Origin of the sequence: Acinetobacter sp. CIP 101934 (assembly GCF_000369585.1) — a bacterium.
Taxonomy (GTDB): domain Bacteria; phylum Pseudomonadota; class Gammaproteobacteria; order Pseudomonadales; family Moraxellaceae; genus Acinetobacter; species Acinetobacter schindleri.
In genome coordinates this window covers 2,232,523-2,248,704 of sequence record NZ_KB850094.1, presented here as the reverse complement: position 1 = coordinate 2,248,704, position 16,182 = coordinate 2,232,523, and the positions used below count along the sequence as shown (strand labels likewise).

The 16,182-nt window shown below is 42.5% G+C and carries 14 protein-coding genes and 1 pseudogene; 7 read left to right on the top strand and 8 right to left on the bottom strand.

Features of this window, described 5'->3' with window-relative positions:
* The first annotated feature begins 115 nt into the window (after positions 1-115).
* Both purL and F899_RS15935 read left to right on the top strand, forming a co-directional pair.
* Entirely contained in the window at positions 116-3,949 is a 3,834-nt protein-coding gene (purL, locus tag F899_RS11055) for a phosphoribosylformylglycinamidine synthase (protein WP_004815130.1), read from the top strand.
* A gap of 788 nt (positions 3,950-4,737) precedes the next feature.
* A complete protein-coding gene (locus F899_RS15935) occupies positions 4,738-4,863 on the top strand; it encodes a KGW motif small protein (protein ID WP_004815134.1) in 126 nt (41 codons plus the stop codon).
* A 303-nt stretch (positions 4,864-5,166) separates the two neighbouring features.
* On the opposite strand, the gene F899_RS11045 is transcribed toward F899_RS15935, so the two are convergent.
* On the bottom strand, positions 5,167-6,909 hold the full coding sequence (locus F899_RS11045) for an FAD-dependent oxidoreductase (RefSeq protein WP_004815136.1): 1,743 nt from the start codon (positions 6,907-6,909) through the stop codon (positions 5,167-5,169).
* A 170-nt stretch (positions 6,910-7,079) separates the two neighbouring features.
* Between F899_RS11045 and F899_RS11040 the strand changes: the two genes are divergently transcribed.
* From F899_RS11040 to F899_RS11030, 3 genes and pseudogenes are all read left to right on the top strand, one after another.
* The gene (locus F899_RS11040) at positions 7,080-7,961 is read left to right on the top strand and encodes a LysR family transcriptional regulator (RefSeq protein WP_004815141.1); all 882 of its coding nucleotides are present in this window, start codon (positions 7,080-7,082) and stop codon (positions 7,959-7,961) included.
* Between the two features lie 17 nt (positions 7,962-7,978).
* Positions 7,979-8,296: a YqfO family protein gene (locus F899_RS11035; RefSeq protein WP_004815142.1), complete on the top strand. Its 318-nt coding sequence runs from the start codon at positions 7,979-7,981 to the stop codon at positions 8,294-8,296.
* A 147-nt stretch (positions 8,297-8,443) separates the two neighbouring features.
* Positions 8,444-9,911: pseudogene (locus F899_RS11030) on the top strand (carotenoid oxygenase family protein).
* A gap of 240 nt (positions 9,912-10,151) precedes the next feature.
* Here F899_RS11030 and F899_RS11025 read toward each other — a convergent pair.
* Together F899_RS11025 and F899_RS11020 are read right to left on the bottom strand one after the other, a co-directional pair.
* Positions 10,152-10,946 (bottom strand): nitroreductase family protein, encoded by a 795-nt coding sequence (locus F899_RS11025; protein WP_004815147.1) that lies wholly within the window; start codon positions 10,944-10,946, stop codon positions 10,152-10,154.
* A gap of 73 nt (positions 10,947-11,019) precedes the next feature.
* Positions 11,020-11,820, bottom strand: coding sequence for an enoyl-CoA hydratase (locus F899_RS11020; protein ID WP_004815149.1), 801 nt, complete (start codon positions 11,818-11,820; stop codon positions 11,020-11,022).
* A 101-nt stretch (positions 11,821-11,921) separates the two neighbouring features.
* On the opposite strand from F899_RS11020, the gene F899_RS11015 reads away from it, so the two are divergent.
* Complete coding sequence (locus F899_RS11015; RefSeq protein WP_005222785.1) at positions 11,922-12,491, top strand: nicotinate-nicotinamide nucleotide adenylyltransferase; 570 nt, start codon at positions 11,922-11,924, stop codon at positions 12,489-12,491.
* Between the two features lie 47 nt (positions 12,492-12,538).
* Positions 12,539-13,099, top strand: a complete 561-nt coding sequence (locus F899_RS11010) for a YceI family protein (protein WP_005222783.1) — start codon at positions 12,539-12,541, stop codon at positions 13,097-13,099.
* A gap of 36 nt (positions 13,100-13,135) precedes the next feature.
* Here the strand turns inward: F899_RS11010 and F899_RS15820 are convergent, their stop codons facing one another.
* The 5 genes from F899_RS15820 to queE form a co-directional block, all read right to left on the bottom strand.
* A complete protein-coding gene (locus F899_RS15820) occupies positions 13,136-13,336 on the bottom strand; it encodes an ArgP/LysG family DNA-binding transcriptional regulator (protein WP_265596643.1) in 201 nt (66 codons plus the stop codon).
* 381 nt (positions 13,337-13,717) lie between these two features.
* On the bottom strand, positions 13,718-14,176 hold the full coding sequence (locus tag F899_RS11005) for a peroxiredoxin (protein WP_005222781.1): 459 nt from the start codon (positions 14,174-14,176) through the stop codon (positions 13,718-13,720).
* Between the two features lie 82 nt (positions 14,177-14,258).
* On the bottom strand, positions 14,259-14,666 hold the full coding sequence (locus F899_RS11000) for a hypothetical protein (protein WP_004815159.1): 408 nt from the start codon (positions 14,664-14,666) through the stop codon (positions 14,259-14,261).
* A 16-nt stretch (positions 14,667-14,682) separates the two neighbouring features.
* Entirely contained in the window at positions 14,683-15,351 is a 669-nt protein-coding gene (gene queC, locus F899_RS10995; protein ID WP_005222776.1) for a 7-cyano-7-deazaguanine synthase QueC, read from the bottom strand.
* A 30-nt stretch (positions 15,352-15,381) separates the two neighbouring features.
* Complete coding sequence (queE, locus tag F899_RS10990) at positions 15,382-16,092, bottom strand: 7-carboxy-7-deazaguanine synthase QueE (RefSeq protein ID WP_005222774.1); 711 nt, start codon at positions 16,090-16,092, stop codon at positions 15,382-15,384.
* Positions 16,093-16,182: the final 90 nt, after the last annotated feature.

The following is a 16,182-nucleotide window of genomic DNA, read 5'->3' as shown; positions in this document are numbered from 1 at the left end:
ATCAGATTTATTAATTCCTCACTAGCTGATTCCAGTATTTCACAGTAGAATATGCGCTCTCTCAAGTCACATTGTGGCATGGTTCACAAGACCATCCCGTGGAGCCAAAATCAGCATGTTTATCGTTGCCGGTGCACCTGCACATTCTTCTTTTAAGAAAACTCAACTACTTTCGCGTTTGTCGTCAATTAGTTCTGTTCAATCACTAGAAAGTCAATTTGTTTATCTTTTTGACCAAGCGCTCAACGAGCAACAACAGCAATCCGCTTTACAGCTTCTCAACGATGGTCAATCATTTGAACTGCACCAGGCTGCAAGTGATGAAATCCAGATTTTAGTCACACCGCGTGTCGGCACGATTTCGCCGTGGTCCTCGAAAGCGACTGATATTTTCAAGAATTGTAATACACCGGTTCATCGTCTTGAACGCGGTGTTTTATTTACGCTGAAGGGTGTAAAAGAGCTTTCTACAGAAGCATTACAGGTCTTGCATGACCGCATGACTGAAAGCGTATTTAATGCAATTGATGATGCGGCTGCACTATTCATCGAAACTGCGCCAAAACCTTTGAACTCGATTGATATTCTGGGTCAAGGAAAAGAAGCACTGGTAAAAGCCAATAACGAGTTTGGTTTTGCACTGTCTGATCAGGAAATTGATTATCTGACAGAAGCGTTCACTAAACTGGGCCGTAACCCGAATGACATCGAACTGATGATGTTTGCTCAGGCAAACTCTGAACACTGCCGTCATAAAATCTTTGGTTCTGAATGGACCATTGATGGTGAAGTTCAGCCATTGTCATTGTTCCAGATGATCAAAAATACCTATAAAGAATCACCAACAGACGTATTGTCAGCATATAAAGACAACGCATCCGTGATTGTTGGTTTTGATACTCAGCGTTTCTACCCAACGCAAGAAGAAAACGGTCAACACGTTTATAAATACAAGAGCCAGGCTGCTCACATCCTGATGAAAGTGGAAACCCACAACCATCCAACAGCGATTGCACCATTTGCCGGTGCAGCGACAGGTTCAGGCGGAGAAATCCGTGATGAAGGCGCGACTGGTCGTGGTGGTAAGCCAAAAGCTGGTTTAACCGGTTTCACCGTATCTAACCTGAATATTCCTGGCTTTGAACAGCCTTGGGAAGAAAACTACGGCAAACCATCACGTATGGCATCTCCACTTCAAATCATGATTGAAGGTCCATTGGGTGGTGCCGCATTCAACAATGAATTTGGTCGTCCTGCATTAAATGGTTACTTCCGTACGTTTGAACAAAATGTAAATGGTGAAGTCAAAGGCTTCCATAAGCCAATCATGATTGCCGGTGGTTACGGTAACATCCGTTCAGACCATGTTGAAAAAGATGCAATCCAGCCAGGTGATCTTCTGATTGTTCTTGGTGGTCCTGCGATGCTGATCGGTCTTGGCGGTGGTGCAGCGTCTTCTGTAGACAGCGGTAAACTTGGTGAAAACCTGGACTTCGCTTCTGTACAGCGTGAAAATCCGGAAATGGAACGCCGTTGTCAGGAAGTGATTGATACTTGCTGGCGCATGGAAGATCACAACCCGATCGTGTCTGTACATGATGTGGGTGCGGGTGGTATTTCAAATGCAATGCCTGAACTTGTGAACGATCACGAACTTGGTGCGGTACTTGATCTGCGTAAGATTCCATCGCTTGAGCCAGGTATGTCTCCAATGGAAATCTGGTCAAACGAAGCACAAGAACGTTATGTGCTTGCGATCCGCCCGTCTTCATTAGAATTATTTGAATCAATCTGTGCACGTGAACGTTGTCCGTTTGCGGTATTGGGTGAAGCGACTGAAGCGCGTCACTTGACTGTTGAAGATCCGTTATTCGGCAACAAGCCTGTGGATATGCCAATGCAGGTGATGCTTGGCGGTACACCACGTATGAGCCGCTCATACGAAACAGCTGAACGCAAAGGCGACGACTTTGATGCGTCTAAAGTGACTGATCTGAAAGATGCGATTTATCGTGTTATCAAGAACCCAACTGTTGCCTCTAAATCATTCTTGATCACCATTGGTGACCGTTCGATTACCGGTATGGTTGCACGTGACCAGATGGTTGGTCCATGGCAAGTGCCTGTAGCCGATGCTGCAGTCACCACAACAAGCCTTGTAGGTTACACTGGTGAAGCAATGGCAATGGGCGAACGTCCACCAGTTGCATTGTTAAACCCAGCAGCTTCTGCGCGTTTATCTGTTGCTGAATCAATCTCGAATATCATGTCTGCCAAGATTGAGCAAATCAGCGATATTAAATTGTCTGCGAACTGGATGGCTGCTGCTGGTCAACCGGGTGAAGACCAAGCATTGTTCGAAGGCGTTAAAGCGATTGGTATGGAAATGTGCCCAGCATTGGGTATCGCGATTCCAGTGGGTAAAGACTCATTGTCTATGCGTACCACGTGGAATGACGAAGGCGAAGACAAATCTGTCACTTCTCCAATGTCAGGCGTGATCACTGCATTTGCACCAGTCACTGATGTTCGTAAAACATTAACACCTGAGCTTAAAAACCTTGAGTCTGTACTGGTACGTATCGACTTGTCTAAAGGTCAATTCCGCCTTGGCGGTTCGATCCTGGCTCAGGTTTACAAAGCAATCGGTTCAGTAACTCCCGATGTCGATAGCTTCGATGACTTCAAAGCATTCTTTGCTCTAGTTCAAGACTGGAACAACCGTGGTCTGATCAAGGCTTACCATGACATCGGTGATGGTGGTTTACTAGCAACTGTTACGGAAATGATGTTTGCTTCACGTCTGGGTGTGGCATTAGAAGAACAATCGGTTGCAGGTCTATTTGCTGAAGAAATTGGTGCAGTGCTTCAAATCGCGAAAGCAGATTGGGAAGCGTTACAAGCTGAAGTTGCAGCATCTACATTGAAAGATGCAATCAGCGTAGTTGGTACTGTGAACAATACAGACCAATTGTCTGTAAACGGTCTTGTACTTGAACGTGCTGATCTGCAAGTAGCTTGGACTGAAGTTTCTCACCAAATCCAACGTTTACGTGACAACGTAGAAACTGCGGACCAAGAATTTGCATTAGTTACAGACAAAGCGCACAAAGGTTTGATTGCTCAACCGACATTCGACCTGAATGAGCAAATCGAAGCACCGTTCATTAACTCACGTCGTCCAAGTATGGCTATTCTGCGTGAGCAAGGTGTCAACGGTCATGTCGAAATGGCAGCTGCGTTCGACAAAGTTGGTTTTAGTACAGTTGACGTACACATGAGCGACCTGCTGGCAGGCCGTATCAGCCTGGATGATTTCGAAGGTCTGGTGACGTGTGGTGGCTTCTCTTATGGTGACGTATTGGGTGCAGGCGGAGGCTGGGCAAAATCAGTACTGTTTAACCAGCAACTGCGTGACCAGTTTGAGAAATTCTTTAACCGCCAGGAAACCTTCTCTTTAGGTATTTGTAACGGTTGTCAGATGTTGTCTCAATTGGCTCCATTGATTCCAGGGGCGGATGCATGGCCTCGTTTCCATCGCAACAAGTCAGAAGTATTTGAAGCGCGTAGCGTAAACGTTCGTGTAGAGAAATCTCATTCTGTATTGCTTGAAGGTATGGAAGGCTCAATCCTGCCAATCGCTGTGGCTCATGGTGAAGGTCGTGTGGTTGCATCAGCTGAAAGCATTGCTGCGTTGAATGCCAATAACCAGGTAATCATGCGTTATGTAGATAGCCAGGGTAATGCAACTGAGCAATATCCACTGAACCCGAACGGTTCGCCTGAAGGGATCTCTGGTGTGACCTCTAAAGATGGTCGTGCAACGATTCTAATGCCACACCCTGAGCGTAACTTCCGTGCAATCCAGCATTCTTGGAAACCAGAAGACTGGGATCAGGACGGTGCTTGGTTACGTATGTTCCGTAATGCTCGTAAATTTATTGGTTAATTAAATCAGTGAGTTGAGAAAGCCACCGGAAGGTGGCTTTTTTTATTTGCCAAAACTCGTTTTGTATAATTTTCATATGTCAGTTGAATTTAGCTGAATTGTATTATGAATTTAGAGGTAGAGTTTATTACAGCTTTATTTGATGCATAAAATAATTATAAAAATAATGACAGTGTTTATATTCACGTTTTTAGCAGGTTGTGAGTGGTATATGTGGGGAGTGAACTTTCATCGAATCGATACGGCTAAAAAATAGGATAGTTGCCAAAGCTCAGCGCAAGCAGTATTAATGGTAGATAAAACTGACACGATTCATGTGAGAAGATTAAATTTTGAAGTCGCACGAGCAATCTCTTACATATATGATGTATTTCCTCTAGAAAATCATGTTTCATCGAATGTTGTGAAAAGTATGAGGACAATCACAACCAATACTAAACAACGCTTTCACGAAAAATTAGAATTTTCTAAAGCATTGGATGGTACTTCGATGATAATGCCGCGAGATGATTATTGTAATTAATAGTTTTTAAAACAATAACTAAAATTTATCATATGGAAAAATAGTAATTTATTCAGTAAGATGTAGATACTCAGCCACCCATTCGGTGGTTTTTTGTTTTAAAGCATTTTGCTTTTATTTTTAATCTCTCACTGAACTGGTTTGGATTTTGCTTTTATATAGGTATAGAGGTGATATTGTGTAATTTATGCACAATAGATATGCATTTTAAAGCAAAGATGATATAGATCATTTCAGTATCAACACTCATGTATGAGGTGATGACATGGCTAAAACACTCAGAATAATAGATAGAACGGAACTACGTCAGAAAGGTTGGTGGTTATTTGGTTTTGTTGTTGGTTTACAGGTGCTATTTTTGCTAGGCAGTTATTTGCTACAGGGTTCTTGATCATCAGATTTAATAAAAGCCACCGAGAGGTGGCTTTTTTCATTTTTGATTTTATGTGTGTATTACTTTTAATGAAGCGTCTTGGTTACTTTGAAGAATGAGGAATATATTCCGTAAAGTAACCAAAATCCTTTGTTAGCCTGATGGGCATCTATGTCCTACAAGTTGACGAGTAGCATCTATGCCGTAGGGTATTTGTAAAATAATGAGATATTAGGGAAAAGATTTATGATCTTAATGATCGACAACTGTGATTCTTTTACCACTAATAAAGAAAAACCACCTGAAGGTGGCTCTTTATCTCTAAACAGTTAATTGAATCTGTTTCAACACCGCTTTCAGTGTATTCACAAAATCAAACTGATCATTGGTACTGTCCTGATAACGCCATGCGACATAACCATCTGGACGAACCAGAATTGCACCAGATTCATGAATTTCGGACTTGGCATTCCAGGTGCCATACACATCGCGGTAGTCACGTGAACCGATCTGAATGACATCTAAATAAGGTAAGTTCAGTGATTCGGTCGCCTGTTTCCAGCCTTTACCCGATAAACCAGTCAGCAGGGTGAAACGACCTTTACCGGTAATATCCAGGGTGGACTGCTTTTGACCATTGGCATTAACCAGCCAGGTATGTGGCACTTTAGCACCTGGACGCGTCGTTGCTTGCAGATACAGCTGTTGATCACGCTCAAATCTTTCAGGCTCAGCTTCGCTAATGACTGCATTAGAGGTATAGCGCTGATTTAACTCTACACCTTGCGCATTAAACTCATAATTTTTTACTGCTAATGCTTTGAACAATTTCTGACGGATTTCAGCACCTTGTTCATCTTCAGCAAAGATGCGTTCCAGCATTTGTTTTTGTGTGGTCACGCCTTGATCAAAACCAAAGACTTCTTTCAGGTATTTATAGTCAAAACGTGACTGGTTCGCACGCGCCACGATCTGTTTGCCCACAGGTGCACGTTCAGTTGTATAGGAATCCAGCAGGGAAGGCGCAGCCCAGCCTTTGACTGTATAAGCCAGTTTCCAGCCCAGATTAAAGGCATCCTGTATACAGGTATTTGAACCTAAACCACTGGATGGTGGATGACGATGCACTGCATCTCCGCCACAGAACACACGGCCTTTGGAATATTCGGTTGCCCAGGTCTGGTTCACATACCAGTAAGACAGTTTTTGAATTTCGACATCTTCTACTTCAGCACCAACAAATGTATTGAGGCGTGCCCGAACCTGTTCTTCAGTGACTTGCGGCTCACCTTTGGAAATGTCAAAGCCCCAGCCCATAATCCATTCATTCCATGGTGTAATTGCACGCAGTAAGCCCATACCAAGATCACCAAAACTCGCTTCCGGATTGACAATCCATTGCAGGATGGCAGGGCGGTGCTGCACATATTTAGTCAAATCAGCCTTAAAGGTCACATACACTGTACCGGCACGGGCCATGACACCTTCCAATGGCAAACCAAGTTGTTCCAGTACGCGTGACTTGGCACCATCCATACCGACCAGATATTTCGCTCTTAAGCTAAATTCAGTATTGGTAATCCGGTTCAGGAAAGTTGCTGTGACGCCATCTTCATCCTGTACATGAGAGAGATATTCAGTATTAAAGTTATAAATGGTGCCACGTTCACCCGCATTCTTCACCAGTAAAGCTTCCATTTTTGGTTGAATCAGATCAACCAGTGGGCATGGACTACCTTTGATATAGTCACCATGACGTTCATCACCGGTACCCCAGGCACTCATGCGGGCAATTTCTTCGCCAACCAAGCTGGTGGTAATCAGGCTCTCACCCATTTGATCCCAAGGTGTAGCAATTTCTTTGACCTGTTCTTCAACTCCTAAATCACGTAATACCTCCATGGCACGTTGGTTAGTAATATGTGCGCGTGGACTATTGGCCAGCCAGCTAAACTGAGTAAACAGTTGTACCTTGATACCGTAATTAGCCAAAGCCAAACCCAATGTTGAACCTGCAGGACCGGTACCAATGATCAAAACATCAGTGTCATAATGCTGTGTCATACAAGACTCCATGTATATGCGTGAAGAACAAGCCATCTATATGGTCATGCAGTCTAGTAAAACAGGATCTGTTCATATAGCGATATTCATATAAACTATCGACCTATTCTTATTTGCAATGCGCGGGTCATAATCTTAAGATGCTGACCTGATCAGAAACCGGGCAGCTTATGGAACTTCGACATTTACGCTATTTTATAACTGTGGCGCAGCAACAAAGTTTTACCAAGGCTGCCGAAAAGCTGTTTACCGCTCAACCGTCATTAAGCCAGCAAATTAAGGATCTGGAACAGGAAGTTGGGGTGAACCTGTTTGATCGTTCATCCAGAAAAGTCAAACTTACCGATGAAGGGCGGGCTTTTCAGATCTATGCGGAAAAAGCACTAGAAAATGCCAAGCTGGCAGTGGCAGCAGCACGCCAGGTCGCACAGCAGAAAAATAATCAGATTCATATTGGCTTTCTGAATGTTGCAGAAATCAAGGTGATGCCTCAGATTCTGGCGCAGCTTAAAAAAACCATGCCTGACTTAAAAATTCACTTACATAGCCTGACCTGTATGGAGCAGATTCAGCGGCTAAAAAATGCTGAACTGGATTTATGTATTACCCGTTTTCATCTGGATCATCCAGATTTTGACAATATTCATTTATTGACCGAACAGATTTACTTGCTAGCTGCTCAGCATTTGCATCCTACAGATCGAATCCTGAAATTACAGGAACTGAAAAATCAGAATATAATTATGTGTGAGCAGAATGCTTCACCCGTATTTTATGAAAAGCTGGATCAGTTGCTCAATATTGATCAACTCGAACATGAGCAGCTACTGTGGGTGACCAATGTGTTGCAACATATCAATCTGACCAATATGGGGATGGGTTTTAGTTTTGCTCCTGAGTATTTGCTGAGATTTTTGAATGATCATGTGAAAATCATCCAGACGGATCAGGTGCTCCCAAAACTAGGCTTGTATGCAACATTTAACAAGAATTCTCAAAATCCTGCATTGAAGATAATTACCCAAGCCCTTAAAAATACAATAAATATCTGAATTTCAGGAAGGAATATATGTTAAAGCTGATTTATTACGTACCGGACGAAAACTTGGAAGATACTAAAAATGCAGTGTTTGCAGCAGGAGGCGGTGGCATTGGGGAATATACCAATTGCGCCTGGCAGGTTTTGGGAACCGGACAGTTTAAGCCGCAAGAAGGTGCAGATCCTCATATTGGTGAAGTCGGTCAACTGGAACAGGTAGAGGAATGGCGGGTAGAAATTCTGGTGCCAGATGAAAAGGCAGTCAAGGTCGCTAAAGCCTTAAAAGAAAGCCATCCTTATGAAGAGCCGGCTTTTGAGTTTATCCAGCTGCTGGATATTAAAGTCTAAACTCAAAGTATTATTCATATCATATTCATTACGGCGTGTTCATCCTGGCGCGCCGTCAGTCTACATTTAAAAAACAGTCAAACTGCTTTTGTTATTATAAAATTTGCCATAGCACTCCAGATAAAAAATACAATAAGGAAAATAACAATGCATTGGCCAAAACCGCTTAGCAGAATGCTCAAAAATACGCTTAGTAAATCCATTCAATACAGTGCAGAAATTCTGCATAGTCGTATTCTCTATTCCAATGATAATCCTTATCTGGATAGTATATTTGCCCCGCAACGGCAGGAGCATTTCTCTACTCAACTCATGGTAGAAGGACAGATTCCGGCAGAACTCGATGGTGCACTAATGCGGATTGGCCCAAATCCAATTCTGGTCAAAAATCCCAGAAATTATCATTGGTTCACTGGCGATGGCATGATTCATGCCTTGAGACTGAAAGGCGGTAAGGCACATTGGTATAAGAGCAGTTACGTCGGAGTTGCCAGCGTGCAGAAGAAACTTCACCGACCACTGATTCCAGGCAAAACGCGAGGTGTTGCTGATGCCGTGAATACCAATGTCATTAACTTTGCTGGAAAAATCTGGGCTTTAGTTGAAGCGGGTGCTTATCCAGTTGAAGTCAATAGTAAGCTGGAATCCGAACGACATCATCTTTTTAAAAATGAAGAGGATTTACCATTCACAGCTCATCCGCATGTTGATCCTGAAACAGGGGATATTCATGCAGTTTGCTATGATGCCTTGAGCCAAAATAAAGTTTTTTATCTGCATATAGATTCGCACGGTAAATTAAAACACCAGGTCGAGTTTCCAGTGAAACATGGACCGATGATTCATGATTGTGCTATTACCAAATCTCAGGTGCTGATTCTGGATCTGAATGTGAATTTCTCGGTTCGCAGTGCTTTAAAAGGTTCAATGCTGCCTTATCAATGGAATCCAAAACGACAGGCACGTATAGGTGTATTACCTTTTGGTGGCAAAGTCACTGACATGCGCTGGTATGAGATTGATCCCTGTTTTATTTTTCATACCGTGAATGCCTATGATCTGAATACTGGCGATATAGTGATGGATGCGGTAGTGCACTCCAAAGCATTGATCCGCTCGATTCAGGGACCGATTGAAGATCAGGATATACGACTAGAGCGCTTTATTTTTGAACAAGGAACAGGAAAAGTGACACGAACCGTATTATCAAATATCAAGCAGGAATTTCCACGGATTAATGAAGCATTTATTGGGCGACAGTATCGTTATCTATAGTATTTATTTTGGTGAATTTGATGATCCTTCCCATGTCAGCAGCAATACGGTGATGTGTTTTAATTTAAGAACCAGAACCACAGAAAGTTATTCCTTTGGAGAAAACTGGGTCACTGGTGAGGCAGTCTTTGTCGCACGGGAAAATGCTCAGGCAGAAAATGATGGATGGTTAATGTCTTATATCCATGCTTTAGATTGTAGCCCCTCGAAAGTGGTAATTCTGGATGCCCAGCATATTACAGAAGGACCCATTGCAACGATTCATTTACCAGTTCGGGTGCCGGTCGGATTTCATTGTAACTGGATTGATTATCGGAAATTAAGAGCGAACTATTCTTAGACTAGTGGGTCAAAAATTTAAAAAATCTTTGTAGGCGTTAAGATGGCATAGCCTCATAAAGTGTGAGAAGTTGTAATATTCGTTCATAGGCTGATGTTACTTTGAGGGATGAGGAATATATTCCGTAAGGTCACCAAAATCTTTTGTTAGGCAGAAGATTCATCCCTGAATCTCTGCCTAACAGCGACATCCATGTCGCTAATCATCTAGCAAATAAAAGATTTAAATTTTAAATGCTGTTTAAACCTTTTGAATGAATAACTCACGATCAAAACGGTACTGCGGGAAGAATACCCCATCTTTAGCACGTTCACCTGCACCAATCACCATGACTGGATACTGTTCGTCATTTAATTCCAGAATTTCACGAACCATGGGCTCATCGAAGCCTTCCATCATACAGCTATCAAAACCATAAGCGCGTAAAGCTAAAACCAGATTTTCACAAGCCAGCGCCGTGGTTTTAGTCGCCCATAGTTTTGCATCAGCGGGGCTGAAAGCAGAAACCGGCATCTGCTTATCCAGAGTACGGGCTACTTTGAAAGCGACTTTCTTAAAGTTACCAAAGGCATTCAGATAGCCTGTCTTGTAGTTATAGGGAATGTACTTATAGTACTTTTTGATTGCTGGAGGCGCCTCAGGAAATGGAAACTCACTAATATTCAGTTTCGCCATTTCATCAATGCGGTCAGTACGAGCAATACAAACAATCAGTTCAGAAGCTGTTTTAGCGGCCAGTTGGCTCATGCAGGCTTTCACCAGATGCTTTTTCTTGGATGGGTTCTGCACAACATAAAATGTCCATGGCTGCAGATTTGATGAATTTGGTGCCAGTAGTGCCAGATCCAGACAGGCATCCAGTACCTCAGCAGGGATTGGTTTTTTGGTAAATTTACGCACTGAACGGCGGCTTTCAATGACCTTACGGAAATTCTCTACATCAATATCCTGTGGTGCCGGCTCGTAATAACGCTTCTTGTCAGGATTTGAACTATCAGTTGTTTGAGAAGTCATTTGGGAGTTTTCATTTGTCATAAGCTGGGTTCTTTCAGAAATATAAAAGATTGAGGCAGTCTAAACTGCCTCAATTAAAAGATAAGTTTCAGAATTAGTTGAATTGTGTGAAATCAGGTTTCCGTTTTTGTATAAAGGCCTGAACTGCTTCCATCATTTCAGGTGAGCCTACACGCTTCATAAAGATTTCTGCCTCATCATCAATGCATTCAATAATTTCAGCCAGATTATGCTTCATTAGTGCTTTGGTCTGCTTAATAGAAGCCAAGGGTAAAGCGGCAAGAGTTTGAGCCTGTTTTTGTGCAGCTGCATACACATCTTCTTCGATGCTATTGATCAAACCTGCACTTAAGGCTTTTTCACTATTAAATCTTTGAGCTGTCAGGAGCAGTTCAGCGGCTCTGTGATAGCCAGCCTGTTGTACCAGCAGTTTGCTTGATGCACCTTCAGGAGACAGACCAAGGCTGACAAATGGAATCTGGAACAGGGCCGTATTATCGCTATACACCAGATCGGCGTGCAGCAGAATCGTTACCCCGATGCCAATGGCAACACCACGCACTGCAGCAATCAAAGGCTTGGAGAATTTTGCAGCAGACTTGAGCAGAACAAAGGGCGGTGTATCACCGGCTTTACCCTGTAAAGGTGTCTGGATGAACTTCATAAAGTCCTGCATGTCATTGCCGGCACTAAAGTCCGCATCCTGACCACGTAGAATCACCACACGCACGCTACTATCCTGGTCCGCTTCATCCAGGGCCTGAGCAATCCATAAGTACAGCTCGCCGTAGAGCGCATTTTTCGCTTCAGGACGGTGAATGGCTAAGGTCAGTATGCCATTGTCTAAATTCGCATTTAAATGCTGATGCGGTTGTTGAATACAGCTCAGTGTCATCGTACTATCCTTGCTTTATTAATATGAATTTATTGGCGCTTATTATGTCGTAAAAATTTCCCTACGACATAACTGATGCGTTCATAAAAGTAAGATGTGCTATGAAATATAAATTTGATTATCTGGTTTTTATTGGTCGCTTCCAGCCTTTTCATCTGGCACATATGCAAACCATTAAAATTGCTTTGCAGCAAAGCCAGCAGGTGATTCTGGCTTTAGGATCAGCGCAGCAGGAACGTAATATTAAAAACCCATTTCTAGCCTCTGAACGTGAAGAAATGATCCTGTCGAATTTTTCCGAAGCAGATCAAAAGCGTATTAAATTCGTACATGTCATTGATGTCTATAATGATGAAAAATGGCAAAAACTGGTAAAATTACTGGTTGCCGGAGTGGCAGAGCTAAATGCCAAAGTTGGTCTGATTGGACATTTTAAAGATGAGTCCTCTTATTATTTAAGATTGTTCCCAGAATGGGAAATGGTGGAACTAGACAGTCTAGTCGGTGCCATTTCAGCAACACCATTACGGGAAGCCTATTATCGTGGTGACATTATGGAATCAGCATTTCCTTTAGGAACCAGCGAGTTTTTACATAAGTTTAAAAATACTGAGACTTATCAACAATTGGCACACAAGTTTAAAACGAATGATAAAACGAATCTGAGCTAAAACTGTTTTAAGGTGAGGAGTTCATTTGATTGTTAGGGAGCAACACAATGAATCTTATCCTAAAAAATATAGCCTATGCAGGATGCCTTTCAGTAATAAGTATATCAGCAGCCTACGCCAGCTGGAGCTTGACGCCTAAAAGTAGTGTGGGTTTTAGTATTAATTCATTGGGTTTGACTGTGGTAAAGGGAAGTTTCCAGCAATTCCAGGCCTCGATGCAGTTTGATCCTCAAAAACCACAACAGGCTTCAACTGAATTTACCATGCAGGTGGATAGCCTGCAGCTGTCCAAGCCAAGTCTAAAAAATATGATTATGGGTGAGGATTTGTTTGATGCTTCACGTTATAAAACTGTGAATTTTAAAAGTACCCAGTTTAAACCAAGTGGAACGAACCGCTATCAGGTATTGGGTAATTTGACTTTACGGGGTGTGACGCGTCCAGTTGTTTTTGATACCACACTAACACCAAATAAAACCAACCCGAATCTACTTGATGTTAATTCGAAAACAGTGATTAACCGTTCAGATTTTGGTATGAAAAAAGCCACAGCTGGTGTAGGTGAAAAGGTCAATATTCATCTGATCGGGCAGTGGAAAGCATCATAATTTAGCTGTTCATTTCTTTAAATGTGGCAGAGCAGTCTAAATTGGAATGGGATAATTTAAATGTTGCTCTGCCTGTTCTAGAATAGTTTGGGTGAGTTGTTGTAAAGCTGGTGACTGCTGTTTCCAGTGATGCCAATACAGTTTCACATCTGTTCTGCATTCTAGAAGTATTTCTAGCAAAGCGTTTTGTTGAAACCGATCTGCAATCTGATAATCCGGCACCAGACCATAACCCAGTCCGGTAAAGACTGCTTCTGCAAAAGCAGTCGAAGAAGGAATATAGTAAGAAGGATAGCTTTGTTGAGAAAGACCGTGATGAGTCAGTCAAGCTTCACCACGCATGTGATCCTGATCATTATAAATAATTGCAGGCGCCTTACGTAGAGACTCGCGATGGATGCCTTGACTAAACCATCGCTGAAAAAATGCAGGTGTCACTACCAATAACGCATAGCACCAATCAGTTGAGCCTGATAGCCTTTCATGGCTTGTTGCTGTGAACTGATATCTTGATGTACTGATTGCGATGGTAATGTGGGGAATTGCAGTATGCCTGATCTTTGTGTGAGTGATAAAAAATGAGTCTAATTGGGACTCATTTTTTATTTTAAATAGATTTTAAGCTGCTTGGAGTGCTTTTAAATCTTCTAAAACCTGTTCAGCATGCCCCGCTGCTTTTACTTTACGGTATTCCTTCACCAGTTTGCCATTATGGAAAATGAAAGTAGAGCGCTCAATGCCCATAACTTTTTTGCCATACATGTTCTTTTCTTTAATCACGTCAAAGTGAGTGCAGAGTACTTCTTCTTTATCACTGATCAGGTTGATGCTCAGGTTCTGCTTTTCCGTAAAGTTTTGGTGAGCTTTAACTGAATCGCGTGATACCCCTAGAATTGTCGTATTTAGTGCATCAAACTGGTCTTTTAGACAGGAAAAACCCACCGCTTGTATAGTACAGCCTGGGGTGGAGTCTTTTGGATAAAAATAGATGATTAACCACGCTGCATCTAATTGAGCCAAGTTGATTTCACCAGTCGTAGTAGGGAAAACATGGTCAAGCAAGCCGATCTCAGACATAAAAAACTCCATTGCTGTTGTAATTTTTACAAAAAAATAAGCCACATTATAGTGGCTTATTTATGCAAAGAATAATCAGAAATTATTTTTTGGCAGCAGCAGCTTTTTGGGCCTGTTCAGTTAAGGTTTTTAACTTACCAGTTAACTGTGGGCCAAAACATGCTTGCAAATCTTTATTTTGCTTTTGTACAAAAGCTAAAGTTGCTGGACTTTTCTTCTGGTTAATCGTGCTTTGAATTTCCCATTTCTGTGCATTGGTTAATTTACCATCTGCTTCAACAGCACAAGTACAATATTTGCTCACTTCAGAACTGGTCAGTTGTTTGCCTTTGCCAGTTTCTTCTTTACAAACATTGATCAGAGCAGCTTTAATATTGGTACTTTTGTAAGCATTTTGCAGTTTGCTGTCATCTGCTTGAGCAGTAGTTGCAAACAGCGCAGCGGCCGAAACTAAAGCTGAAAGAACAATATTTGACTTAAAATTTTTCATAAACTTTACCTTGTTATTACGGTATATAACGTGTCGGATCTTCAACACCTGCATCTGCAAAACCTTGTTTACGCAGACGGCAACTGTCACATGTACCACAAGCACGTCCTTGGTCATCTGCCTGGTAGCAAGATACCGTTTGGCTATAGTCTACGCCATGATCAAGGCCTAAGCGAATGATATTTGCTTTGGATAAATGTAACAGAGGTGTTTCAAATTTGAGCGCCTGACCCTCTACACCGACCTTGGTCGCAAGGCGTGCCATATTGGCAAAGGCTTCAATAAATTCAGGACGACAGTCAGGATAACCGGAATAATCGACAGCATTAATTCCGATCACAATTGCTTCTGCACCAAAAACTTCAGCTGCAGCCAGTGCATAAGACAAGAAAATTGTATTGCGTGCTGGGACATACGTCACAGGAATACCTTCCTGAAGTTGGTCTGGCACATCAATGCTGTGATCAGTCAGGGCAGAGCCACCGAGGTTGCCTAAGTCAATATTGATGACACGATGTTCTACACCTGCACGACCAGTCAAAGCTCTTGCTGCATCAAGTTCAGTGGTCGAACGCTGGCCATACATAAAACTTAAGGCAATACATTCGTAGCGTGCCTGCGCCCAGGATAAACACGTGGTTGAGTCTAATCCGCCAGATAACAATACAATGGCACGAGGGCGCATAGCTAAATCTCCAAAATATTTGATAAATAATTAACGACCAGTTTCGTCATTCCATAACAGTTTATGTAACTGTAGCTGGAAGCGAACAGGGAGATGGTCTTCTAAAATCCATTGGGCCAGATCACGTGCCAGCTGTGGCATACGCGCTGTACCTTTTTCCACTTCAAAAGCAGGCGAGAACCAAACCGTACTGACTTTTTCACTAAGCTGGTATTGTTCAACCTGCTGTTTGGACCATTCATAATCTTCACGATTACAGATTACGAACTTGATCTGATCGTGCTGGGTTAAATGGTCGAGATTGGAAAGCAAATTTCGTGCAACTTCACCCGAAGTTGGCGTTTTCAAGTCTAATACTTTTGATACACGAGGGTCTACCTTAGACACATCCAGCGCACCGCTGGTTTCCAAGGAGACTTCACAGCCTGCATCGGCCAGGCGCTGCATTAACGGCAAGGCATTCGGCTGCACCAGTGGTTCACCACCAGTCACGCAGATATAAGGTGTCTTAAAATCGAGTGTGGTTTGAATGATTTCTTCTAAAGATTTACGCTCACCACCTTCGAAAGAATAGGTGGTATCGCAATAGGTACAACGCAGTGGACAACCCGTCAAACGGATAAAGACTGTTGGCAGACCTGCTGTATTGGCTTCACCTTGTAATGAATAAAAGATCTCCGTGATGCGTAAACCCGCAGACGGATCAGAAACAGGGATAGCAGAAGATCGAAGCGTACTCATAACAAAATTAACCAGGGAAGAAAGAACAATGTATAAAAATAAAAATCCCTACGATCATTACTGACCGTAGAGACGAAGAGCGACTAAAGC

Bases quoted from the DNA above. Each gene is read 5' to 3' on its own strand.
- purL (WP_004815130.1), top strand. From the start codon at position 116: ATGTTTATCGTTGCCGGTGCACCTGCACATTCTTCTTTTAAGAAAACT.
- F899_RS15935 (WP_004815134.1), top strand. From the start codon at position 4,738: ATGGCTAAAACACTCAGAATAATAGATAGAACGGAACTACGTCAGAAA.
- F899_RS11045 (WP_004815136.1), bottom strand. From the start codon at position 6,909: ATGACACAGCATTATGACACTGATGTTTTGATCATTGGTACCGGTCCT.
- F899_RS11040 (WP_004815141.1), top strand. From the start codon at position 7,080: ATGGAACTTCGACATTTACGCTATTTTATAACTGTGGCGCAGCAACAA.
- F899_RS11035 (WP_004815142.1), top strand. From the start codon at position 7,979: ATGTTAAAGCTGATTTATTACGTACCGGACGAAAACTTGGAAGATACT.
- F899_RS11025 (WP_004815147.1), bottom strand. From the start codon at position 10,946: ATGACAAATGAAAACTCCCAAATGACTTCTCAAACAACTGATAGTTCA.
- F899_RS11020 (WP_004815149.1), bottom strand. From the start codon at position 11,820: ATGACACTGAGCTGTATTCAACAACCGCATCAGCATTTAAATGCGAAT.
- F899_RS11015 (WP_005222785.1), top strand. From the start codon at position 11,922: ATGAAATATAAATTTGATTATCTGGTTTTTATTGGTCGCTTCCAGCCT.
- F899_RS11010 (WP_005222783.1), top strand. From the start codon at position 12,539: ATGAATCTTATCCTAAAAAATATAGCCTATGCAGGATGCCTTTCAGTA.
- F899_RS11005 (WP_005222781.1), bottom strand. From the start codon at position 14,176: ATGTCTGAGATCGGCTTGCTTGACCATGTTTTCCCTACTACGACTGGT.
- F899_RS11000 (WP_004815159.1), bottom strand. From the start codon at position 14,666: ATGAAAAATTTTAAGTCAAATATTGTTCTTTCAGCTTTAGTTTCGGCC.
- queC (WP_005222776.1), bottom strand. From the start codon at position 15,351: ATGCGCCCTCGTGCCATTGTATTGTTATCTGGCGGATTAGACTCAACC.
- queE (WP_005222774.1), bottom strand. From the start codon at position 16,092: ATGAGTACGCTTCGATCTTCTGCTATCCCTGTTTCTGATCCGTCTGCG.